The organism is Streptomyces sp. NPDC102490 (genome assembly GCF_044765285.1).
Taxonomy (GTDB): Bacteria; Actinomycetota; Actinomycetes; order Streptomycetales; family Streptomycetaceae; genus Streptomyces.
In genome coordinates this window covers 473,568-494,598 of the sequence record NZ_JBIWJU010000005.1, presented here as the reverse complement: position 1 = coordinate 494,598, position 21,031 = coordinate 473,568, and the positions used below count along the sequence as shown (strand labels likewise).

Annotated in this window: 23 protein-coding genes; 8 read left to right on the top strand and 15 right to left on the bottom strand. The window is 74.3% G+C overall.

All coding sequences use genetic code 11. The annotated features are described in order from the left end of the window. Positions 1-2 precede the first annotated feature (2 nt). Complete coding sequence (locus ACIRGB_RS13985; RefSeq protein ID WP_403863232.1) at positions 3-1,664, top strand: alkaline phosphatase D family protein; 1,662 nt, start codon at positions 3-5, stop codon at positions 1,662-1,664. Positions 1,665-1,862: 198 nt separating this feature from the next. Then, positions 1,863-3,239 carry a trypsin-like serine protease gene (locus ACIRGB_RS13980; protein WP_403863229.1) on the top strand — a complete coding sequence of 459 codons (1,377 nt, stop codon included), beginning with the start codon at positions 1,863-1,865 and terminating at the stop codon, positions 3,237-3,239. Positions 3,240-3,297: 58 nt separating this feature from the next. Here ACIRGB_RS13980 and ACIRGB_RS13975 read toward each other — a convergent pair whose 3' ends face one another. From ACIRGB_RS13975 to ACIRGB_RS13945, 7 genes are all read right to left on the bottom strand, one after another. Then, positions 3,298-4,386: a serine hydrolase domain-containing protein gene (locus ACIRGB_RS13975; protein ID WP_403863226.1), complete on the bottom strand. Its 1,089-nt coding sequence runs from the start codon at positions 4,384-4,386 to the stop codon at positions 3,298-3,300. Further along, entirely contained in the window at positions 4,383-5,303 is a 921-nt protein-coding gene (locus ACIRGB_RS13970) for a DUF6895 family protein (RefSeq protein WP_403863223.1), read from the bottom strand. The genes ACIRGB_RS13975 and ACIRGB_RS13970 overlap by 4 nt, the downstream gene beginning before the upstream one ends. Beyond that, the gene (locus ACIRGB_RS13965; RefSeq protein WP_403863220.1) at positions 5,300-6,265 is read right to left on the bottom strand and encodes a DUF6895 family protein; all 966 of its coding nucleotides are present in this window, start codon (positions 6,263-6,265) and stop codon (positions 5,300-5,302) included. The genes ACIRGB_RS13970 and ACIRGB_RS13965 overlap by 4 nt, the downstream gene beginning before the upstream one ends. Further along, a complete protein-coding gene (locus tag ACIRGB_RS13960; RefSeq protein WP_403863217.1) occupies positions 6,262-6,969 on the bottom strand; it encodes a hypothetical protein in 708 nt (235 codons plus the stop codon). Before ACIRGB_RS13960 ends, ACIRGB_RS13965 begins: the two co-directional genes overlap by 4 nt. A gap of 21 nt (positions 6,970-6,990) precedes the next feature. Beyond that, entirely contained in the window at positions 6,991-7,179 is a 189-nt protein-coding gene (locus ACIRGB_RS13955) for a hypothetical protein (RefSeq protein ID WP_104633466.1), read from the bottom strand. 102 nt (positions 7,180-7,281) lie between these two features. Then, complete coding sequence (locus ACIRGB_RS13950; protein WP_403863214.1) at positions 7,282-7,926, bottom strand: class I SAM-dependent methyltransferase; 645 nt, start codon at positions 7,924-7,926, stop codon at positions 7,282-7,284. A gap of 141 nt (positions 7,927-8,067) precedes the next feature. Further along, positions 8,068-9,087 (bottom strand): mechanosensitive ion channel family protein, encoded by a 1,020-nt coding sequence (locus tag ACIRGB_RS13945; RefSeq protein ID WP_403863212.1) that lies wholly within the window; start codon positions 9,085-9,087, stop codon positions 8,068-8,070. Positions 9,088-9,229: 142 nt separating this feature from the next. On the opposite strand from ACIRGB_RS13945, the gene ACIRGB_RS13940 reads away from it, so the two are divergent. Beyond that, the gene (locus ACIRGB_RS13940) at positions 9,230-9,412 is read left to right on the top strand and encodes a hypothetical protein (RefSeq protein ID WP_403863209.1); all 183 of its coding nucleotides are present in this window, start codon (positions 9,230-9,232) and stop codon (positions 9,410-9,412) included. Between the two features lie 114 nt (positions 9,413-9,526). Further along, positions 9,527-9,952, top strand: coding sequence for a TIGR03618 family F420-dependent PPOX class oxidoreductase (locus ACIRGB_RS13935; protein WP_403863207.1), 426 nt, complete (start codon positions 9,527-9,529; stop codon positions 9,950-9,952). 21 nt (positions 9,953-9,973) lie between these two features. Here the strand turns inward: ACIRGB_RS13935 and ACIRGB_RS13930 are convergent, their stop codons facing one another. Together ACIRGB_RS13930 and ACIRGB_RS13925 are read right to left on the bottom strand one after the other, a co-directional pair. Next, a complete protein-coding gene (locus ACIRGB_RS13930) occupies positions 9,974-12,085 on the bottom strand; it encodes an MMPL family transporter (protein ID WP_403863204.1) in 2,112 nt (703 codons plus the stop codon). A gap of 142 nt (positions 12,086-12,227) precedes the next feature. Continuing rightward, complete coding sequence (locus ACIRGB_RS13925) at positions 12,228-12,734, bottom strand: MarR family winged helix-turn-helix transcriptional regulator (protein ID WP_403863202.1); 507 nt, start codon at positions 12,732-12,734, stop codon at positions 12,228-12,230. A 104-nt stretch (positions 12,735-12,838) separates the two neighbouring features. On the opposite strand from ACIRGB_RS13925, the gene ACIRGB_RS13920 reads away from it, so the two are divergent. Continuing rightward, entirely contained in the window at positions 12,839-14,401 is a 1,563-nt protein-coding gene (locus ACIRGB_RS13920) for an SDR family oxidoreductase (RefSeq protein WP_403863199.1), read from the top strand. Positions 14,402-14,434: 33 nt separating this feature from the next. On the opposite strand, the gene ACIRGB_RS13915 is transcribed toward ACIRGB_RS13920, so the two are convergent. Continuing rightward, on the bottom strand, positions 14,435-14,872 hold the full coding sequence (locus ACIRGB_RS13915) for a hypothetical protein (RefSeq protein WP_403863196.1): 438 nt from the start codon (positions 14,870-14,872) through the stop codon (positions 14,435-14,437). After that, positions 14,865-15,206, bottom strand: coding sequence for a DUF3140 domain-containing protein (locus tag ACIRGB_RS13910; protein ID WP_403863193.1), 342 nt, complete (start codon positions 15,204-15,206; stop codon positions 14,865-14,867). The genes ACIRGB_RS13915 and ACIRGB_RS13910 overlap by 8 nt, the downstream gene beginning before the upstream one ends. 201 nt (positions 15,207-15,407) lie before the next feature. On the opposite strand from ACIRGB_RS13910, the gene ACIRGB_RS13905 reads away from it, so the two are divergent. Next, positions 15,408-16,208, top strand: coding sequence for a thioesterase family protein (locus tag ACIRGB_RS13905; protein ID WP_403863190.1), 801 nt, complete (start codon positions 15,408-15,410; stop codon positions 16,206-16,208). A 28-nt stretch (positions 16,209-16,236) separates the two neighbouring features. Here ACIRGB_RS13905 and ACIRGB_RS13900 read toward each other — a convergent pair whose 3' ends face one another. From ACIRGB_RS13900 to ACIRGB_RS13890, 3 genes are all read right to left on the bottom strand, one after another. Continuing rightward, positions 16,237-16,689: a VOC family protein gene (locus ACIRGB_RS13900; protein WP_403863187.1), complete on the bottom strand. Its 453-nt coding sequence runs from the start codon at positions 16,687-16,689 to the stop codon at positions 16,237-16,239. A gap of 96 nt (positions 16,690-16,785) precedes the next feature. Continuing rightward, complete coding sequence (locus ACIRGB_RS13895; RefSeq protein WP_403863184.1) at positions 16,786-17,787, bottom strand: NADPH:quinone reductase; 1,002 nt, start codon at positions 17,785-17,787, stop codon at positions 16,786-16,788. Positions 17,788-17,796: 9 nt separating this feature from the next. Further along, complete coding sequence (locus ACIRGB_RS13890) at positions 17,797-18,369, bottom strand: DUF2269 domain-containing protein (protein ID WP_403863181.1); 573 nt, start codon at positions 18,367-18,369, stop codon at positions 17,797-17,799. Positions 18,370-18,558: 189 nt separating this feature from the next. Between ACIRGB_RS13890 and ACIRGB_RS13885 the strand changes: the two genes are divergently transcribed. Together ACIRGB_RS13885 and ACIRGB_RS13880 are read left to right on the top strand one after the other, a co-directional pair. Continuing rightward, positions 18,559-18,984, top strand: coding sequence for a hypothetical protein (locus tag ACIRGB_RS13885; protein ID WP_403863178.1), 426 nt, complete (start codon positions 18,559-18,561; stop codon positions 18,982-18,984). Between the two features lie 340 nt (positions 18,985-19,324). Next, positions 19,325-19,996: a fascin domain-containing protein gene (locus tag ACIRGB_RS13880; RefSeq protein ID WP_403863175.1), complete on the top strand. Its 672-nt coding sequence runs from the start codon at positions 19,325-19,327 to the stop codon at positions 19,994-19,996. Here ACIRGB_RS13880 and ACIRGB_RS13875 read toward each other — a convergent pair. Beyond that, positions 19,978-20,994: a sugar kinase gene (locus ACIRGB_RS13875; protein ID WP_403863487.1), complete on the bottom strand. Its 1,017-nt coding sequence runs from the start codon at positions 20,992-20,994 to the stop codon at positions 19,978-19,980. The two genes, ACIRGB_RS13880 and ACIRGB_RS13875, sit on opposite strands and share 19 nt — an antisense overlap. Between the last annotated feature and the right edge of the window lie 37 nt (positions 20,995-21,031).

The window sequence follows — 21,031 nt, the reverse complement described above, 5'->3', positions numbered from 1 at the left end:
AGATGGCGCCCACGGGCCGTCCCAGCGCACTGGCCGAGCACGCCTTCTCCCCGCACGACGCCGTGATGGGCGCCGCCGCCCGGCACCTGGGCCGTCGGCGCTTCCTCACCGTCACCGCGGCCGCCGCCGCGCTCGCCTTCTCCACCAACCTGCCGGCCCGCGGCGCGGTCGCCGCCCCCGAACGCGCCGCCCGGATCAGCAAGGACCCCTTCACCCTCGGCGTCGCCTCCGGCGACCCGCTGCCGGACTCGGTACTGCTGTGGACCAGGCTGGCGCCCGAACCGTTCCTGGAGGACGGCGGGATGGGCACGGAACGGGTCACGGTCGAGTGGGAGGTGGCCCTGGACGAGTACTTCGCGGGTGTCCTGTTCCGGGGCACCGCCGACGCCCACGCCGAGTACAACCACAGCGTCCACGTGGATGTGAAGGGCCTGACGCCCGGGACGGTCTACTACTACCGGTTCCGCGCCGGCGCCTGGCTCAGCCCGGCGGGCCGCACCCGCACCGCGCCCGCGGCGGGCAGTGCCACCTCCTCGCTGAAGCTGGCGGCGGTCGCCTGCCAGGCGTACATGGACGGCTACTACACCGTGCTCCGCCATGTCTCCCAGGACGACGTGGACGTGGTGTTCCACCTCGGCGACTACCTGTACGAGTACGCGGTGAACTCCGAGGGCGGTGAGCGCCGCTACACCGACGTCACCCTGCCCGACGTGTTCAACCGCGAGACGATGACCCTCGCGGACTACCGGCTGCGCTACTCGCTCTACAAGCGCGACGAGGATCTGCGGGCCGCGCACGCCGCGCACCCGTTCGTCGTCGCCTGGGACGACCACGAGACCGAGAACAACTACGCGGGCGGCATCCCCGAGAACGACATCCCGCCGTCGGAGTTCCTGCTGCGCCGCGCCGCCGCCTACCGCGCGTACTGGGAGAACCAGCCGCTGCGCGCCGCCCAGCTGCCGCAGGGTCCGGACGCCCGGCTGTACCGCCGGCTGCACTGGGGCACGCTCGCCCAGTTCGACATCCTGGACACCCGCCAGTACCGCTCCGACCAGGCCTACGACGACCGGCCGCACGCCCCCGGGGCCGAGTCGGACGATCCGGCGCGCACCATCACCGGCGCCGAGCAGGAGCAGTGGCTGCTCGACGGCTGGAAGGGCTCGAGCGCGCTGTGGAACGTGATGCCCCAGCAGGTGTGCTTCTCCCAGCGCAAGTTCGACGTGACCGCCGACGCCCCCCTCTCCATGGACGCCTGGGACGGCTACCGCGCCTCGCGCGACCGGGTGGTCGCCGGGGCCAAGGCCGCCGGGGTCGACAACTGGCTGATCCTCACCGGCGACGTGCACGTGGGCTACGCCCTGGACGTCAAGGAGGACTTCGACGACCCGGCGTCCGCCACCGTCGGCACCGAAGTCACCTGCACCTCGGTGGCCAGCGGCCGGGACGGCGTGGAGAAGCCCGCCAACTGGGACCTGTACATGCAGGCCAACCCGCACATGAAGTTCTACAACGGCAAGCGCGGCTACGTCCGGGCCGAACTCGGCCGTCAGGCCACCCACCTCGACTTCAAGACGGTGTCCGCCATCAGCACGCCCGGCGCCGCCGTGACCACGGCCGCGTCCTTCGTCACCGAGGTGGGCGAACCGGGGCTGAAGCCCGCCTGATCCGGGCCCGCCGGGCGCAAGGGCGTCCGCGTACTGCACATGGCACCCACGGCGTCCCCCATAGCGCGAAACAGACCGGGGCCCGGCATCGCCGCGGACCTTTGCGGCAAGGCCTGTGACTTCGCCGCAGGCGACCGTGACCCGCGGTCGCCCACCGAACACCGCTGTCTCGCACAGCGTCCGAAGGAGGCACATCGCATGGTCGGCAGACATGCCGCGCGCAGCCGCCGCGCAGCCCTCACCGCGCTCGGCGCCCTGGTCCTGACCGCACTCCCCTCGGCCGCGTCGGCCGCACCGCCGCCCGTTCCCGGACCGCGGCCCGCCGTGGCCCAGGCGCCCGGAGCCGCCACCGCTCCGGCGCGCATGCTGAGCGCGATGGAGCGCGACCTGAAGCTGGCGCCCGGCCAGGCGGCGGCCCGGCTGGTCAACGAGGCGGAGGCGGGCACCCGCGCGGGCATGCTGCGCAACACTCTGGGCGACCGCTTCGCCGGGGCCTGGGTGAGCGGCGCGACCTCCGCCGAGCTGACCGTGGCCACCACCGACGCCGCGGACACCGCGGCCATCGAGGCGCAGGGCGCCAAGGCGGCCGTCGTCGGCAGGAACCTCGCCGAGCTGCGCGCGGTCAAGGAGAAGCTGGACGCCGCCGCCGTCCGTACCGGGACCCGGCAGACGCCGGTCTGGTACGTCGACGTGAAGACCAACCGGGTCACCGTCCAGGCCACCGGCGAGCCGGCCGCGGCCGCCTTCGTCGAGGCCGCCGGTGTGCCGGCCGAGGACGTGGGCGTCCGGGTCTCGCCGGACCAGCCGCGGGTGCTGGCGGACCTCGTGGGCGGCGACGCCTACTACATCAACGACCAGGCCCGCTGCTCCATCGGCTTCTCCGTCACCAAGGACGACCAGCAGGGCTTCGCCACGGCCGGGCACTGCGGCCAGCCGGGCGCCACCACCACCGGGTCCAACGAGGCCGCGCAGGGCACCTTCCAGGCCTCCACGTTCCCGGGCAAGGACATGGCCTGGGTGGGTGTCAACTCCGACTGGACCGCCACGCCGGACGTCAAGGCGCAGGACGGCGAGAAGATCCAGCTCGCCGGGTCGGTGGAGGCGCTCGTGGGGGCGTCGGTGTGCCGTTCCGGCTCGACCACGGGGTGGCACTGCGGCACGATCCAGCAGCACGACACGAGTGTCACCTACCCGGAGGGCACCGTCGACGGGCTGACCGAGACGACGGTGTGCGCCGAACCCGGCGACTCCGGCGGCCCCTTCGTGTCGGGCACCCAGGCGCAGGGCACCACGTCCGGCGGCTCCGGCGACTGCACCAACGGCGGGACCACCTTCTACCAGCCGGTCAATCCGCTGCTCAGCGACTTCGGCCTCACCCTGAAGACCACCTCCGCCGCAACCCAGACACCCGCGCCGCAGGACAACGCGGCGGCGGACGCCTGGGCCGCGGGCCGGGTCTACGAGGTCGGCACCACCGTGTCCTTCGACGGTGCGCGGTACCGGTGCCTCCAGAGCCACCAGGCGCAGGGCGCCGGCGCACCGGCGAGCACGCCGGCCCTGTGGCAGCGGGTCTGACGGACCGCCGTCCGGCGCGGGGCCGCTCGAAGCGCCCCCGCGCCGGTCCGTGCCCGCGCTATCCCTCAGCGAGGAGCGCGTAGGCGGTGGCGATGAACGGGTCCCGGGCGCGGAACCGCCGGGTACACACGGCGGCCAGGGCGGTGTCGGTGTCGGGCCGGAAGCCCAGGAACGCCTGCTGCCCCAGGGTGGCGCCGCTGTGGAAGTACATGGGCCCGCCGTCCGTGGGGTGCCGGAACCACCCCACCGTGTGCACGTGCCGGTGCCTCAGTCCGCGCCGCAGCACCGGCACCCGCACCGCCCGCAGCGCGCCGGCGGCCGGTGAGCGGGCCGGGTCGAGGTGGGCCTCGAGGAAGGTGAGCAGGTCGCCCGGGGTGGACCGGACGGCTCCGGCCGCCTGGAAGCCACCCGCGTCGAAGGGCGGGACGGGGGTGCGGCCGTCCTTGCGGTGTCCCACGGCGTCGGTCTCGGGCCCCTCCGCCCGCAGGGCCGTTCCGCTGAGGCCGAGGGCGCGCAGCACCTGCCCGGTGATCAGGTCCTCCCAGGGGGTGCCGGTGGTCGCGGCGACGGCGTGGCCGAGGACGGAGACGCCGTAGTTGGAGTAGTGCCAGCGGGTTCCGGGACGGTGCTTCGGCTCGTGGCGCAGGAAGGTGTCGGTCAGCCGCTCGGCCGGGTAGCGGGCGTAGGGGTTGGTGCGCCAGGCGGGCAGGCCCCGGCGCACGAAGTCGGCCGGCAGGGCGGGCAGTCCCGAGGTGTGGGTGATCAGGTGGGCGAGCGTCACGGGGTGCGGGCCCACCGTCCTGCCGGGGTCCAGGCAGGACGCGGCCGCCTCGCCGCCGGTGAGCACGCCGCGCCGGATCAGGCGCATCAGCAGCAACGCGGTGAACGTCTTGGACGCCGACCCGATCTCGTAGCGCAGGTCCTCGCGGGGGACGCCGGGCGGCGGGGCGGTGCCGCCGGCGTACAGGGTGCGCCGCCCGCGCCGGGAGACGGCGAAGACGACGTCGGGTGCGTCGGAGGTGTCCACGGCCTCGGCCAGCCGCTCCCGCAGGGCCGCCCCGTCGGCCGGTCCGGGCTCCGGCGGGGAGTGCTCCGCGTCCTCCTCGGTGGCGGGTTCGCCCGGCCAGGGCGTGCGGCGGCCCGTCACGACGCGGAGTGCGCCAGCTCGGTGAGGGCGCGCGAGGTGGCCAGCAGGGAGGCGAAGGCGGCGACCAGCGTCGGGTGGTAGACCATGTCGAACACCGTGTCGGGGTCGCCCTCGGGCATCGTGCGTACGGCGGGCATGGCGCCGTCGGGCTGCTGCGCGGCGGCGAAGCCCTGCCAGGCGGCTTCGTCGAGGGTGGGCCGGGGCAGGCAGGCGTCCACGACGAGGAGTTCGCCGAGCAGGTCCCAGCGCTGGAGGTCCAGCCAGTCGTCGATCCACACCGGGAGCCAGGTGCCGAGGTAGTCGGCGACGTCGGGCGGCAGGCCGCCGGGGTTCTCGCCCCAGTCGGTGAGGTGGAAGACGGTGTGCGTGATGTCGTAGGCGGTGTGGCCCTCGACCGTCCACGGCTCGGGGGTGCCGGCCAGCCAGGTGGTGGGAATCAGGTCGGCCTCGGGCGGTCGGGCGGTCAGGCCGAAGCGACGCTGGAAGGCGGACAGGCCCAGGCGCCGGGTCGGCGTCACCGGGAGGCGCGCCCAGCTGTCCAGCCGGTGGTTGAGGACCGTGGCGCGTTCCACCTCGGGCTGGCTGTAGCCCAGCTCCTTGAACGGCAGGTAGACCTCGAAGGGGGCGGGCGAGAAGGGTTCGACGCGCTGGCCGCGCACCAGCATGCGGCCGCCGTCCAGGGTCTCGCGCCAGGTGTGGTCGAGCAGTTGGCGCGCGAGCTGGGCCTGGCGGGAACCCGCGACGCCCTCGCGGAAGAGCACCTTGCAGATGAGGGCGAGTTCGCCGATCGGCTTGAAGCGTTCCAGGAAGCCGATTTCGGGGTCCACATCCGGTTCGAGGCGGAAACCGTCCCGGTGGGCCCACAGCCACTCCAGGGCACCGGCTCCGACGCGGTGGATCAGGCGGGTGTCCGTCATCCCGGCGCTCCTTGTCCGGCGTGTCGCGCCGCGTGCCGCAGGGCCGGCGGGCGTGCGGTGGCAGCCGCGGCGAGTGCCGCCGCGAACGCGGCCATCAGGGTGGAGTGGTAACAGTCGGTGAAGTCGTACGGGTCCGGCCCCGGGTCCGGTCCGGCAGCGTCCTGGGCGGCGCCCTCCTCGGGGATCGCGCCGGACGCGGCCTGGGCGGCGGCGACCCGCTGCCAGGCGTCCTCCAGGACGGTCGGTTCCGGCGGGCGCGGCAGGCTCGCCGCTACGGCGAGCAACTCGCAGCTCAGGTCCCACATCCGGGCGTCCAGGCAGGTGTCGAGCCAGGGCGGCAGCCAGTGCAGGAGGTAGTCCGCCAGGTCCGCCGGCACTCCCCGGGGCGTTCGCCCCCAGTCGGTGAGGTGGAAGACGACGTGGGTGAGCGCGTAACCGGCCGCGCGTTCGAAGGTCCACGGTTCCGGCAGGCCGCCCAGCCAGGTGCGGCCCAGTGCCTGCGGCACGTCCCCGTGCGGGGCGATGCCGCTGCGCCGCTCGGCCTCCAGCACGCCGAGGCGGCGGGTGGGGTACTGCTCGGTGAGCCGCCAGCCACGGGTGCGGGTCAGCACGGCGGCGGACGTCTCGTAGCCGGGGTGCCGGAGTCCGGCCGAGGCGAAGGCCGCGTAGACCTCCAGCGGGTAGGTGGCGAAGGGTTCCAGCGACTGCATGAGCGGGAAGAGTTCGCCCCGGTGGGTCTGCTGCCAGGCGAAGTCCAGCAGTTCGGACACGCGGGTGTGCAGCGGGTCCCCGGGCTGGGTGCACCGGGAGACGGAGGCGCAGACCTGGGTGAGCTCGCCCAGGGGTTTCCAGGTCCGGTTGACCTGGCCCTCGGCGGCCAGCGCGTCGTCGCCGAGCGCGAAGCGGTCGCGGTGGGTCCACACCCAGTCCAGTGCGGCCGCCTCGACGTCACGGACGCTCACAGCGGGACTCCGGCCGGCATCAGCCGCGCCGCCTCCAGTTGCAGCGCCACCCGGGGGTCGGAGCCGCCCATGAGGCGTACGAAGTCCAGTCCGGCCTCCAGGCCGAGGGTGTCCGGCACCCCGTCCAGGAGGGTGAGCCAGCGCCCGGCTCCGGCCGCCTGCTGCCAGTCGCGGCGGCGCACCGCCCGTACGAATCCACGGGCGACGTCCACCGGACGGCTGCGCGCCACGCGGGTCACGGCGCACTCCTCGCCGGGCAGCGCGAGCGGGGCGAGGACGGCGAGCTGGTGGGTCAGGAACTGCCAGCCGGCGTCGTCGAGCCAGCGGGCGTCGGGTTCGGCGTCCGGCCGGTCGACGGACGGCGCGGTCAGGGGTTGTTCGGTCCGGCGCAGGGCGCGGGTCATGGCCCAGTGGCTCCACACGACGGTCGGTGCCGCGTCGCCGCGCGGCGGATGGGCCGCCACGGCGTCCTTGAACACCACCAGTTGTGCGGGGTCGGGCGGGACGCGCAGCAGGACGCTGGGCAACAGGGTGTCGGCGCCCAGGACACGTACCGCCGCACGGGTGACGCCCTCACCGGCGCCGCCTCCCGTCAGGGTGCTCCCCGCTCGCACGTGGTCTCCGCTCCGAAGAGCGGAGACCACGTCGGAAGCGAGGTCCAGCACCGTTCCCTGCAGGAGGGCCGATGTGCTCGACTGCTCCATTTCACGGCTCCCGTCGGTCCGTCAACCCTTCTTCGGGCGCGGGGTCGGCGGCGAGAGCAGCAGGTTGGTACCTCCGGACTGGAGGGCGAGCGCGGCGCACTCGCGGCTGTCGCGGAAGACTCCGTCGGGCTCGGCGGGGTCGAGTACCGCGTCGATGTCGATGTTCTCGGTGCGGGTGACTTCCTTGAGCACCTTGTCCTTGGAAGGCATTTCACCATCTCCCTCTGGTAGCCAAATGGCCTTCACATCCAAGGGTGTCCGGTAAGTCCCAGAACATGCCTTTCTTCACAAAATTCCCAGAAGGTAACTCGTTCAACAACCTCCGGCCCGCCGCAGGCGCCACACGTGGTCCTCGCGGAAACCCTCGACGCCGTCGGGCGAGACGCTCGGCCGGCGAGCGGTCCGGCGGGTCTCGACGCTCCACTCCTCCTCGGGCAGGGCGAGTTCGGCGAGGACGCCGTCCAGGGTGGGGAAGACGGCGTCGAACGGAGGTTCGGTCTGCCAGGAGGGCCAGCCGGCGTGCAGGACGACCAGCAGGGTGCCGCCCGGCGCCACGGCCCGCGCGGCGGCCCGCAGTACCGCCTGCTGGTCGAGCGCGACCGGGGATTGCAGGTAGTGGGCGCTCACCAGGTCGAAGGAGCCCTCGGGGAACGAGGGGCCCAGCTCGTGGCGTTCCCAGGCGACGCGGTCGCCCACCCCGGCCTCGGCGGCGTGCCCGGCGGCGCGTTCGAGGGCGGTGGCGGAGATGTCGACGCCGGTGACCCGCCAGCCGCGCGAGGCCAGCCACACGGCGTCCGCGCCTTCGCCGCAGCCGAGGTCGAGCGCGGTGCCGGGCGCGAGGTCACCCGCCTCCTGGACCAGCAGCTCGTTGGGGCGGCCGCTCCACACCCGGCCGGTGTCGCGGTAGCGGGCTTCCCAGAACTCCGCGGCGGGAGCCGGCGCGGGGATGTCGGTCATGGTGCCTCCTGGGGCGGCGCGGTCGTCTGCTCGGCGGGGCGCGCGAGAACCGCGCGCCCCGTGTGCAGGCTGCCCCGGCCGGTCGGGAGGCGCCAAAAATGTTTGCCGGAACGGCAAATCCGGCGTCGGCGGGCGTGCCCGTCAGCGCGTGAGCGCCTCCGCCCCGCCGTCGGCGCCGTCGGCGCCGTCGGCGCTGTCGGCGCGCACCCACACCGTCCTGCGCGCGAAGGGGATCTCGACGCCCGCGTCGTCCAGCGCCTCCTTGACCCGGCGGCGCAGCTCGCGGGTGACGCCCCACTGCTGGAGCGGCGCGGTCCTGACGGCGAGGCGCACCAGCATCCCGTCGGCGTCCAGGGACTGCACGCCCCACACCGCGGGGTCCTCGAGCAGGACGTCCGCGAAGTCCGGCTCCTCGCGCAGCGCGCGGCCGGTGTCCTCCAGCACGCGGTAGACGGTGTCGAGGTTCGCGTCGTGGGCCACGGCGACGTCCAGGACGGCGCGGGCCCATTCCTGGCTGTCGTTGCGGACCCGCAGGATCTCGCCGTTGCGGATGTGCCACAGGCCGCCGTTGAGGTCGCGCACATGGGTCAGGCGCAGGCCGACGTGCTCCACCTCGCCGACGGCCTCGCCGAGGTCGACCGAGTCGCCGACGCCGTACTGGTCCTCGACCATGATGAGCAGCCCGGACAGGTAGTCCGCGACCAGGCTCTGGGCGCCGAACCCGATGGCCAGGCCGACCACTCCGGCGCTGGCCAGCAGCGGGCCGAGGGCGATGCCGACCTGGTCGAGGACCATGGCCACGCCGACCATGAACAGCACGATGGTCACGGCGCTGCTGAGCACCGAGCCGATGGTGCGGGCCCGCTGTTCGCGGCGCTGCCGCGCCCGGGACCGGTCGCGGTGCAGGACGGCGGCACCGCGGGCCGTCCTGCGGGGGCGAGTGCGCTCGGTCTCGGCCGCCGACGGTTCCAGGACCCGTTGGACGACCCGGGTGATGGCCCGCTTGGCCACCGCGCGCAGCACCAGCAGGATCACGACGATGAGCGCGATGCGCAGCGGAATCCCGATCAGTGCCGTGGTGTGGTCGCCGACCCAGTCCGACCACGAGGCCGCCAACTGCGGGTTCGTGGCCGTTCCGATGGGCGGGGAGAGGTGCGACATCGGCTCGGCTGCTCCGTTCCTCGGGGACGACTTGTCTGCCGTCGGGGCCGCCTACCCGCGCACCGGTCGAACATGACGGCTTTCACCGGCGCCCGCCTGGGCACCCGCCGGGAGTCGTCCCACAGCGGAAGGGGCCCGCGGCGTGGTTACCGTTGCCGTCCTGCTACTGCCCGGTCTGGGGCTGCTGTTGTTCGCCATGACGTGTCTGGAGGACCGGCTGTTCCGAGATCCGGCGCCGCCCCGGCACGCCCGGCGCCGGCACCTGCGCCTCCTGCCGGGCGGCGGGCACGGCGTCGGCCACGGCGCCCGGCGGGACGCCGCCTGAGGCCGTTCCCCGTCGCGCCGGCCCGCGCGTACGCGGACCCCGCCGTGCGGGCGCCCGCCCCGCCGGGCGATGCTGTCCGGGACGGGACACACGCGGCGCGGGCGAGGAGAGCGGATGGACGCCGGGGAACGGCACGACGCGGACGACGAGTTCGTCCGGTTCTGGCAGGAGCGCCGGGTGTGCTTCCTGGCGACGCCGCGGGCCGACGGGACGCCCCATCTGGTCCCGGTCGGGGTGACGTACGACCACGCCACCCGCACGGCGCGGGTCATCACGAGCCGGGACACCACGAAGGCGCGCAACGTACGGCGGGCCGCCGGAGCGGTCGTCGCCGTGGGCCAGGTCGACGGCAGGCGCTGGTCCACGCTGGAGGGCGTCGCGACCGTACGGGACGACGCCGGGGCCGTCCGCGACGCGGAGACCCGCTACGCCGCCCGCTACCGGCAGCCCCGGGCGAACCCGGAGCGGGTCGTCATCGAGATCGACGTACGGCGCTTCCTCGGCACGGTGCGCCCGCTCGCTCGGCGTGCCGAGGCGTGACACCGGCCCGGGCCGGGCGGATCACCCCTGCCCCGCCCGGTCCCGCTGCCCCGCCCGGTCCCGGTGGCCCGGCCGGCCGGGCCACCAGGCGACGGCGCCGAGGTCGCGGGCGAGCGCCGGGACCAGCAGCGAGCGCACCACCAGCGTGTCCAGCAGGACGCCGAAGGCCACGATGAAGGCGATCTGCACCAGGAAGGCGAGCGGGATCACCCCGAGCGCGGCGAAGGTGGCCGCGAGGACGACCCCGGCCGAGGTGATCACGCCGCCGGTGGCGGTCAGCCCGCGCAGGATGCCCTCCCGCACTCCGTGGCGCAGCGCCTCCTGCCGGACCCGGGACATGAGGAAGATGTTGTAGTCCACGCCGAGGGCGACCAGGAAGACGAAGCCGTACAGCGGGACGGAGGCGTCCGTGCCGCTGAAACCGAACACGTGGGTGAAGACCAGCGCGGAGACGCCCAGGGTGGCCACGAAGTTCAGTGCCACCGTCGCCACCAGCAGCACCGGCATCAGCAGGGAGCGCAGCAGGGCGATCAGGATGACCAGGATGATGGCGAGCACCACGGGCACGATGAGCGTCCGGTCGTGCTCGGCGGTGCGCTGGGTGTCGTACTGCTGGGCGGTGTAGCCGCCGACTAGGGCGTCCGCGCCGGGGACGTCGTGGACGGCCGTCCTGAGCCGGGCCACCGCGTCCTTGGCGGCGTCGCTGTCGGCCGGTGCCCGGAGCGTCGCGTCGACGCGCACCCGCCCGTCGACCACCTTGGGTGCGCCGCCGCCGGGGCGGCCTGACGCGGCGACCGGGGCCGCGGAGGCGACGCCCGGGGTGTCGCGGGCGGCCGCGAGGACCGGGTCGAGCCGGTCGGCCTCGGCGATGATCACGGCGGGGTTGCCGGAACCGCCGGGGAAGTGCCGTGCCAGCGTCTGCTGGGCGGCGACCGACGGGGTGTCGTTCACGAAGATCTCGTCCAGCGGCACTCCCCTGGAGGTCAGGGTCGGCGCGAAGGCGGCGCAGGCGAGCAGTGCGGCCAGGGAGATCGCCCAGATGCGGCGCGGGGCCCGGTCGACCCGTTCCGCGACCCGGTGCCACAGCCGGTGCCCGGCCTCCGGGTCGCCGGTCCGTACGGGCCTGGCCGGCCAGTAGGCGGCCCGGCCGAGGAGCACCAGGACGGCCGGCAGGAAGGTGAGCGTGCTCAGGACGGCGCAGACGATGCCGATGGCGCCGACGGGCCCGAGTGCGCGGTTGTTGGTCAGGTCGCTGAGCAGCAGGGCCAGCAGCGCGAGGGCCACGGTCGCCGCGCTGGCCACCACCGCCCCCCAGGAGGCCCGCAGGGCGGCGCGCACCGCGGCGAAGCGGTCCGGGTGCCGGGCGAGTTCCTCGCGGAAGCGGGCGGTGAGCAGCAGGGCGTAGTCGGTGGCGGCGCCGATGACCAGGATGGAGAGGATCCCCTGGACCTGCCCGTCCACGCGGACGACGTCCCGTTCGGCGAGCGCGTAGACGACCGCGCAGGCCAGGCCCAGGGCGAAGACCGCGCCCAGGATGATCACCAGGGGCAGCAGGACGCTGCGGTAGACCAGCAGCAGGATCACCAGGACGGTGATCAGCGCGACCCCGAGGAGCAGTCCGTCGATGCCCGAGAAGGCGTCGGAGAGGTCGGCCTGGGAGGCCGCGGGACCGGCCAGCTGGGCCTGGGTGCCCGGCACCCGCCCGGCCGCGTCGCCGATCCGGGCCAGGACGTCGGGCAGCGCGTCGCCGAGGTCGGGCTCGACCTGGACGACGGCCTGGAGGGCCTCGCCGTCGTCGGAGGGCAGCGCGGGCGACGCCCGCCCGACGACGCCGGGCTCGCCCGCCAGGGAGGCGACGGAGCGGGTGGCCTCGGCCCGGCGGCCGGTGACGGGGCCGCCGCCGTCGGCGGTCCACACGACGATCACCGGAAGGGTCTCGTCCTGCTGGAAGGCTTTCTGTGCGTCGATGACCCGGGTGGACTCCGCGCTGCGGGGCAGGAAGGCGGCCCGGTCGTTGGTCGCGACCTCACCGAGTTTTCCGGCGTACGGCCCGAGCGCTCCGCCGATGGCGAGCCAGACCAGGAGCAGGACGACGGGGACGAGCCGGCGGGCCCGCCGGGAGGGGGTGGACATCGGTGTCGGGTCTCCAGGTCTGCGGGGCGGGCGGGAAAGTGACTCGATCATAAACAATCTCAATGATCGAGTTACTTCGGGCCGCCATGACACACCGCGTGTGCCCCAGGTCACTCCTCCGTATGCGGGACCGCCGGGAGGCTCAGCGCTCGTCCGACCGCACCAGGCCCAGCTCGGCGTTCATCGCCGTCAGGAAGCGCACGACGACCGCCAGTTCGTCGTCGTCGAAGCGGGAGCGGGCGGCGGCGGCGGCCTCGGCCAGCGGGCGGAAGTACGTCCGGGCCGCTTCCCGGGCCTCGGGCACGTAGCGCAGGTGCACGACCCGGCGGTCGGCGCTCTCCCGGACCCGGCGCACGTGCCCCGCCCGCTCCAGCCGGTCCACGCAGGCCGTCACCGCGCCCGAGGTCAGCCCCAGATGCTCGCGCAGCCGCCCCGGCGTCATGGGCTCGGGTGCGTCCAGGATCGCGGCGAGCGCCTGGACGTCGGTGGCGTGCAGTCCGTGACCGCCGGCGAAACCGTGCACGAGGCGGTTGATCTCGCCGTTCATCCGCCGCAGTTGTGCCGCCAGGACGTGCAGGTCGCCCGCCTCGGGGCCGGGGCCGGTCCCCCGCTCGTGCGCGTGCTGTCCGCGCTGGTTCGCTGTCGCCACGCGATCAGCGTATAGAAGGGTCGACCTGGGCCGGGACGCGTCCGTCGCGGCGCGTGCGGGGGAAGGGGTCACGGTGACGACTGTCCCGCGAGCGACGGAGCCACATGAGCCAGGCAGACGAAGGACCCGGCCGGACGAGCGATGGGGGCGGCGGTGCGGGCCCGCGCTGCCTGGTCACCGGTGCGACGGGATACGTCGGGGGCCGTCTGGTGCCCGAACTGCTCGACGCCGGACACCGGGTGCGGTGCCTGGCCCGCTCCCCGCACAAGCTGCGCGACCATCCGTGGGCGGGAAGGGCCGAGGTGGTGCGCGGGGACGTGACCGACGCCGACTCGGTGGCGCGGGCGATGGAGGGCGTCGACGTCGCCTACTACCTGGTGCACGCGCTGGGTACCGGCGACGACTTCGAGGCGACCGACCGGCGGGCGGCCCGCGTCTTCGCCGAACGCGCCGCGGCGGCCGGTGTGCGGCGCATCGTCTACCTGGGCGGCCTGACCCCGGCCGGGGTGCCGGAGCGGGACCTGTCGCCGCACCTGCGCTCCCGCGCCGAGGTCGGCCGCATCCTGCTGGCCTCCGGCGTGCCCACCACCGTGCTGCGCGCGGCGGTCGTCATCGGCTCCGGGTCGGCCTCCTTCGAGATGCTGCGCTACCTCACCGAGCGGCTGCCGGTGATGGTCACGCCGAGCTGGGTCCGCACCCGCATCCAGCCGGTCGCCGTACGGGACGTGCTGCGCGCCCTGGTGGGCAGCGCGACCATGCCGCGGGAGGTCTCCCGGACGTTCGACATCGGCGGTCCCGACATCCTCACCTACCGGGACATGATGGTGCGCTACGCCGAGGTCGCCGGGCTGCCCAGGCGGCTGATCCTGCCGGTGCCGATGCTGACCCCCGGACTGTCCAGCCACTGGGTCGGGCTGGTCACGCCGGTCCCGGCGGCCATCGCGCGCCCGCTCACCGAGTCGCTGCGGCACGAGGTTGTGTGCGGCGAGAACGACATCGTCCGGTACGTCCCACCGCCGCCGGGCTGCCCGCTGGGCTTCGACGAGGCACTGCGGCTGGCCCTGCAACGGGTGCGCGAGGCCCGGGTCACCACCCGCTGGTCGTCCGCGTCCGTGCCGGGCGCGCCCAGCGACCCGCTGCCCACCGACCCGGACTGGGCCGGCGGCAGCCTCTACACCGACCACCGCGCGCTGACCGTCGACGCGCCGCCCGAGGCGCTGTGGCGGGTGATCGAGGGCATCGGCGGCGACAACGGCTGGTACTCCTTCCCCCTGGCCTGGGCGGTACGGGGCCGGCTCGACCGGCTGGCCGGCGGGGTGGGGTTGCGCCGGGGGCGGCGGGACGCCGAGCGGCTGCGGGTCGGGGACTCGCTGGACTTCTGGCGGGTGGAGGAGATCGTCCCCGGGCGGCTGCTGCGGCTGCGCGCCGAGATGCGGCTGCCGGGGCTCGCCTGGCTGGAGATGTACGCCGAGACCGACGACGCCGGGCGGACCCGGTACCGGCAGCGGGCGCTGTTCCATCCGCACGGGCTGGCGGGCCAGGCGTACTGGTGGAGCGTGTGGCCCTTCCACGCCGTGGTCTTCGGCGGCATGGCCCGCAACATCGCCCGTGCCGCCGCCCGCGCTCCCCGGCCCTCCGGCCAGGGGCGCGACGGCTCGGACTCCTGAGCCCGGCGCAACGGGCCCGAGGCGGGCCGGCCGTCAGGTGCGGGGGCCGTCCGGGCGGGAGGTGTGGTCCGGGTGGTTCCGGGTCCGGCGGGCCTCCTTCAGCTCCGCCTCGTACAGATGGCGGCGCCCCTCGGCGAGGCGCGCCACCGCCTCCCGCTCCAGGTCCCGGAACGGCTGGTAGTACGTCCGGTCGTAGGCGTCGACGATCTGGAACGTCCAGTGGCCGGGGATGACGTTGCGGCCCAGGATCTCGGTGCGCACGCGCTCCGCCAGCTCCGGGTGGCCCGCGGCGCGCAGCAGCTGGACCGCGCGGTCGAGTTCGAAGTCGGCCGCACCGGTGTGCTGGTGGAAGGCGAACAGGTGGCCGCGGGCGCACTCGGTGGTCTCCAGCGCCTTGGACAGGGACCCGAGGGCCTCGACCGTCTCGTCGCTGACACCGTCGGGGCGCCGGTGCGGGTCGTCGTCATCCATGGTGTGCCAGGGGGTCGTGCCCCCAGTTCATGAGCGAGTGCCGCCACCGGGTGTCCTCGACGTCGCCGGACGGGCGCTGGGCCAGGTGCCGACGGACGTAGCCGACGACCTTGCGCATGTGCTCGTAGTCGTCGTCCGAGAGGTCGCCCTGGTTCTTGTGCAGGATCTCGACGATCCGGCGGCCGGACGCGTGCCCGACGGACTCGCCCCCGTCCTGATGGTGTCCGGCGTCCCGCGACGTGTCGGTGTCGAGCCACCGGTCCAGTTCGGCCGGTGTCATGTTCACCAGTTCGTGGAAGGCGTCCCGGGTCGCGTCCTGCTCGTCGCCGTCCATGACCCCTCACTTCCTCGCTTCTCTTCTTCTCCGGCGCGGGCGGCGTGTGCGCCGCCCCCTGGACGGTCGGGGTTCCCAGCCGGGGGCTCCCCACGCGGGCGGAGTGGTGATCCGCCGCCGAACTATCCTGGTCGCGGCCCCGGCGGCGCCGTCCGGGCCCGCCGTCGTCCTCGTCACCGCCGTCGTTCCAGGAGCAGCCCGTTGAACCCCAGCACCACGTCCCCGGACAGCTACTACGAGCGCGTCGACGAGCACCGCTACAAGCCGACCCCGCACGCGGGCGGTGCGTGGAGCCCGGACGAACAGCACTTCAGTCCGCTCGGGGGTCTGATCGTGCACGCCGTCGACCGGCATCTGGCGGGCCGTGCCGGTGTGCGCATGTCGCTGAGCCGGATCAGTTTCGACATCCTGGGCCGCCCGGCGCTGGACGAGTGCGAAATACGGGTGGAGACCGTCCGGCCGGGACGCACCATCGAGCTGGTCGAAGCGACCGTGCTGATAGCGGACCGGTCGGTGGCGCGGGCCAGGGCGTGGCTGCTGGCGGACGGGGACACCAGCGCCGTCGCCGGCGGCGGCGCCGAGCGGCTCACCGGGCCGGACACGCTCACCCGCTGGCCGCTGGACGCCGAATGGTCCGGCGGGTACATCGCCTCCCTGGACGTGCGTCCGCTCGCCCCGCCCCGGCCGGGTCGCACCACCGCCTGGGTCTCCACCGGCCTCGACCTGGTCGCCGGGGAGAGCGCGAGCCCGCTGGCCTCCTACGTCGCGCTGGTCGACACGGCCAACGGCATCGCGGTGCGGCAGTCGCCGCGGGAGTGGATGTTCCCGAACGTGGATCTGACCCTGCACCTGCACCGCGCGCCGCGGGGCCGCTGGACCGGCCTGGACACCACCGTCGTCTTCGGGCCCACCGGGCAGGGCATCACCAGCACCGTGCTGCACGACCTGGACGGCCCCGTGGGCCACGCCCAGCAGTTGCTGACCGTCCGTCCGCAGCCCTGAGCTGCCCGGCCGGACCCCGCTGGGCGCGTCAGCCCCGGCCCGCGGGCGGATCGGCGAGGATGCCCTCCAGCAGTCCGGTGGCCTGGCCGACCTCGATCAGGTACCCGTCGGGGTCGCGCAGGTAGCACCGCAGCTCGGCCTTGCGGTCGATCGGCGGGGTGAGGAACTCGGCGCCGAGCGCGGTCCACTCGCGGTGGCAGTGCTCGATGTCGGCCACCCGGATGTTGAGGAAGCTCGTCGCCGTCCCGGGGTCGTCCGGCGGACGCAGGGTGACGTCGGGCTTGTCCGGCGTCGGTCCCCCGCCCGGGTTCATGATGATCCAGCTGTTCGCGAGCTTGACGATGCACGGGTTCTCGGCGAGCACGACCTCGCCGCCGAGCACGTCGGAGTAGAAGGCACGCGAGCGCGGCACGTCGGCCACGGTGAGGAAGTGGGTGAGCAGCAGCCCCGTCTCCGGGGCCGGCAGGTCTTCACGGCGCATTCCTGGACCCCACGTTCCTGTGACGGGCTTCCGGACTTCCCCCTCGGGTCCATCATGGACCGGGCCCGCCGGACCGGAAAGACGATCAAGAGGGGATCAGGAGGGGATCAGGACCAGCCGCCCCCGCACTTCCCCGGCCTCCAGTCTGCGGTGGGCCTCAGCCGTCATCGACAGCGGCAGCCGGCCGGCGACGCGCGGCCGCCACGGGGTGTCCGTGAGGACGTCCACGACGCCCCGGGCCGCCGCGGCGAGGTCGGCGGTCGTGGCGTTGCTGATGGCGAAGCCCACGATGCTCGCGTCCTTGGTGTAGAGCCGGCTCACGGGCAGTGCGGCGGGGCCGGTGCCGAGGCCCACCATCGCCACCAGCCGTCCGCCCCGGGCCAGCGACTCCACGGCGTCGGCGAGCACCCCGTGGCCGGAGGTGTCCAGGTGCACGTCGTAGCCGTCGGGGGCGGCCCGGCGCACGCGCGCGCCGAGGTCGGGGGCGCGATGGTCGAGGACCTCGGCGGCGCCCAGGCCCCGCACCGTCTCGGCGTCCTCCGCACGCGCCGTGGCGATCACCCGGGCCCCGGCCCGGGAGGCCAGGGCGACGGCGGCGCCGCCCACGTTCCCGGCGCCGCCACCGACGTAGACGGACTCCCCGGCCCGCAGCCGCCCGTGCCGGAACAGCGCGAGCCAGGCGGAGGCGGCCGGGTGGGCGGCGGCCACGAGGTGTTCCGCGTCGATGCCGGGCGGCGCCGCGTAGAGGCGTTCGGCGGCGACCGTCGCGTACTGGGCGAAGGAACCCTGCCGCCCCGCGTGGCCCAGGCTGTTGCACCACACCCGCTGCCCGGCCGTGAAGCCCGCTGCGCCGGGCCCGGCCACGGCGACCTCGCCCACCAGGTCGCGGCCGACGACGAAGGGCAGCGGCAGCGGTGTGGCGTACGCGCCGGACCGTACGAAGGTGTCCACGGGGTCGGCGGCGACGGCCGTCACCCGCACGAGCACGTCCGTGGGGCCCACGGACGGCACGGGAAGCTCCCCATGGCGGATGGCGCCGACCGGTCCGACGGCGTCGATGTACGCCGCCCGCATCGTGTCGGGGACTGAGCCGTTCATGATCCCATGCTACGAACGGCCCGGTGGTGACGCCGCGGAGGGCCGCCGCCCCGCCGGCTCGCCGGTTCGCGTCCGCCGTTCACCGGCCCGGTGGTCGCGCAGCCGGCGACCGCGCCGGGTGAGCCCCCAGGGCTTGAGGACCGAGAGCAGGGTCATGAAGACGTAGGCGGACAGGGAGACCACCGGCCCGAAGAGCACGTCCCCGGCGTCGGGCAGCGGCCCTCCGGCGGCCACGGCGGCGACCGCCGAGTTCACCCCGGGGCGCAGCGCGAAGAACGTGGCGACGGTGGTGCCCAGGGTCAGCCAGAACTTCGTGTACACCCATCGGTGCCGGGCCAGGCCCCACGGGGTGCCCAGGGCCAGCACCAGACCGCTCGCCAGGGTGAGCAGGGCGAGGGGGAGCAGCAGCCAGTCGGCGAACAGCTTCATGCAGCGGACGGCGGCCTCCACCGCCGCCGGGGAGGCGCTGGTGGCCGCGGTGACGCCGAGCGCCAGCAGCCCGGAGGTGAGCCCGAGCCAGGCGGCGGAGGCGACGACGTGGACGACGAGGGAGGCCCTGCGTACGGGGCGGCTGAGTTTCACCCCGCCCACGCTGCCGGTCGGCGGCCGCCGAGGCGTCCCGCGGCGGGAGTAACCGCCCGTACTGAGCCGGGCGTACGCGCCGGGGGTCGCCGTGACCCGATCGGAGCAACTCGCCGACGCCCGCGCTGCGAGGGGTACGGGCGCGCCCTAGCCTGAGCGTGTCCTCGGAGAAACGCCCTAGGAGTTCCCATGCGTCTGCCCGTCGAGCTCAGGCATGTCGCCCCGCGACTGGCCACCGGGGCTTTCATTCTCAACTCCGGCCTCGCCAAGCGCGGTGCCGACGAGCAGGCCGCCGCCATGATGCACGGAATGGCGAAGAACACCTATCCGTTCCTCGGCAAACTGCGGCCCGAGACGTTCGTCCGGCTGCTCTCCGCCGGGGAGATCGCGCTCGGCACGGCGCTGCTCCTGCCGGTCGTACCGACGGCGCTGGCGGGCGTCGGCCTGACCGCGTTCTCGGCCGGACTGGTAGGGCTTTATCTGCGCACCCCGGGAACGCGCGAGGAGGGCAGCCTGCGCCCGACGCAGGAGGGCACGGCCCTGGCGAAGGACACCTGGATGCTCGGCATCGGGGTCGGATTCGTCGTGGACGGAGCCACCAGCAGGTCGTGTTGACCGCACCCGGCCGGCCGATGGCTCGGCCGCCCGGGTAACGGCGAGTTGCCGGTGCATTAACGGCGGACCACGGAATCCGTAATGCTCTCCAATTCCGGTCGCAGATCGTCGAATTGAGGGCCGAACAGCGCCGGTTCGCACTTCAACATCACTATGCTGAAAGCGCTTCGCCGAGTTCGGCGCGGCGGCTGCCGAGGCACCCGGGGAGGGGTGCCGACCGCGGCCTTTGGGGGGTGCGGAGAAATTCGGGGGTGACGCCGTCATGTCCGGGTGCCCTTTTCCCCGCGGGATTCGCGTCCCGCCGCCCCGGAATCCGTATGACGAAAGCCGAGGAATCACCGTGCGACGTACGACCTCCGTCCTGCTGTCCCTGAGCGCCCTGCTCGCGGCGTCCGCGCTGACCGTTCCCACCGCCGTCGCCGCTCCGCGCGCCGACGGGCCCGCCGCCGCTCCGGCCGGCTGGGAGGCGGTGGACGCGACCGCCCTGGCGCGGATCACCGACGCGAAGGACGCCCGGCGGGCCCCGCTCGCCGCCGGGGACACCGCCGCCGCGGCCGCGGAGCCCGAGCTGCTGGCCGTGCAGTCGGCCCGCAACAACCGCTTCGTGGCCACCGAGAAGAACTACGCCGAGCCGAACACCGGTCTCCAGCGGGCCCGTTCGACCGAGTTCAGCGGCTCCTGGGAGAGCTACGCCTTCGAGTGGGACGAGGCCACCGAGACGTACGCGCTGCGGTCCCTGGCGAACAACCGCTACGTGGCGGTGGAGAAGAACTACACCGGCAGCGCGCAGAACGTCCTGCGGGCACGTTCCACCAGTGTCGGCGGCTGGGAGCGGTTCGTCCTCTACTACAACGAGACCCTGGACCGCTGGGCGCTGCGGTCCACGCTCAACGGGCTCTTCGTCGCCATGGAGAACGGCTACACCGGTTCGCTCCAGTACGCGCTGCGCGCCCGCTCCACCGAGGTGACGGGCTCGTGGGAGGAGTTCGCGCTCTACGACATCGGCGCCTGACCCCAGTCCTGCTCGGCGAGGGCCAGCATCGCCTCGACGGTGTCCTCGTCGGGCAGGGGTCCGTGGTCCCCGACGACCTTCAGCGCGGACGCGGCCGTGAGGTGACCCAGCCGCAGGGCCCGGGTGAGATCCCCGCCGCCGCACAGTCCGGCGAGGAATCCGGCGGCGAACGCGTCGCCCGCGCCGACCGGCTCCACGACCTCGGTGGCCAGGGCGGGCACGGTGCACACGCCGTGCGCGGTGAACGCGGTGGCACCCCGCCCGCCGTCCTTGACGACGAGGACGCGCGGGTGGCTCAGCAGCCGGCGCACGTCCGTGGCGCGCAGGTCGGCGCCCCACAGGCCCTGGGCCTCGTCCAGGCCGACGAAGACGATGTCGGCGCGGTCGGCCAGCTCCCGCAGCACCGGGGCGGCCGTGTCCGGCGGCCACAGCGCGGGGCGGTGGTTGACGTCGAAGCTGACGGCGTGGGCGCGTCGCTCCGGCGGGGTGCGCAGGGCCCGTTCCACCAGGGCCCGGCAGGACGGGGACAGGGCCGGCGTCACCCCGGTCAGGTGGACCAGGGCGGCTCCCGCGATCCGTGCGTCGTCCAGGAGGTCGGGGCCGAGGGCCGAGGCCGCCGAGCCGGTGCGGTAATAGTGCACGCGGGTCCCGGTGGCGCCCGGGTCCTTCAGGAGCAGGCCGGTGGGCCGCGCCGGGTCGGTCCGCACACCGGAGACGTCCACGCCCGCCCGCGCGACGGCCGAGCGCACCCTCCGGCCGAGCGCGTCGTCACCGACCGCGGAGACCCAGGAGACGGGCAGGCCCAGGTCCGCGAGGTACATGGCCACGTTCGACTCCGCGCCCGCCACCGAGAGGCGCAGCGTCTCGGCGTCGTCCAGTGAGTGCGACGGGGCCGGGGCCAGGGCCGCCATGGTCTCTCCCAGGCACACCACCGGCCCCCGCGGCGGCCGCCAGGGGCCGGTGGCCGGATCGGCGGCGGTGTCCGCACGCCTGCCCACCGCGGTGTCCTCGTCCCTGTCCGGCGCGGGCCTGTCC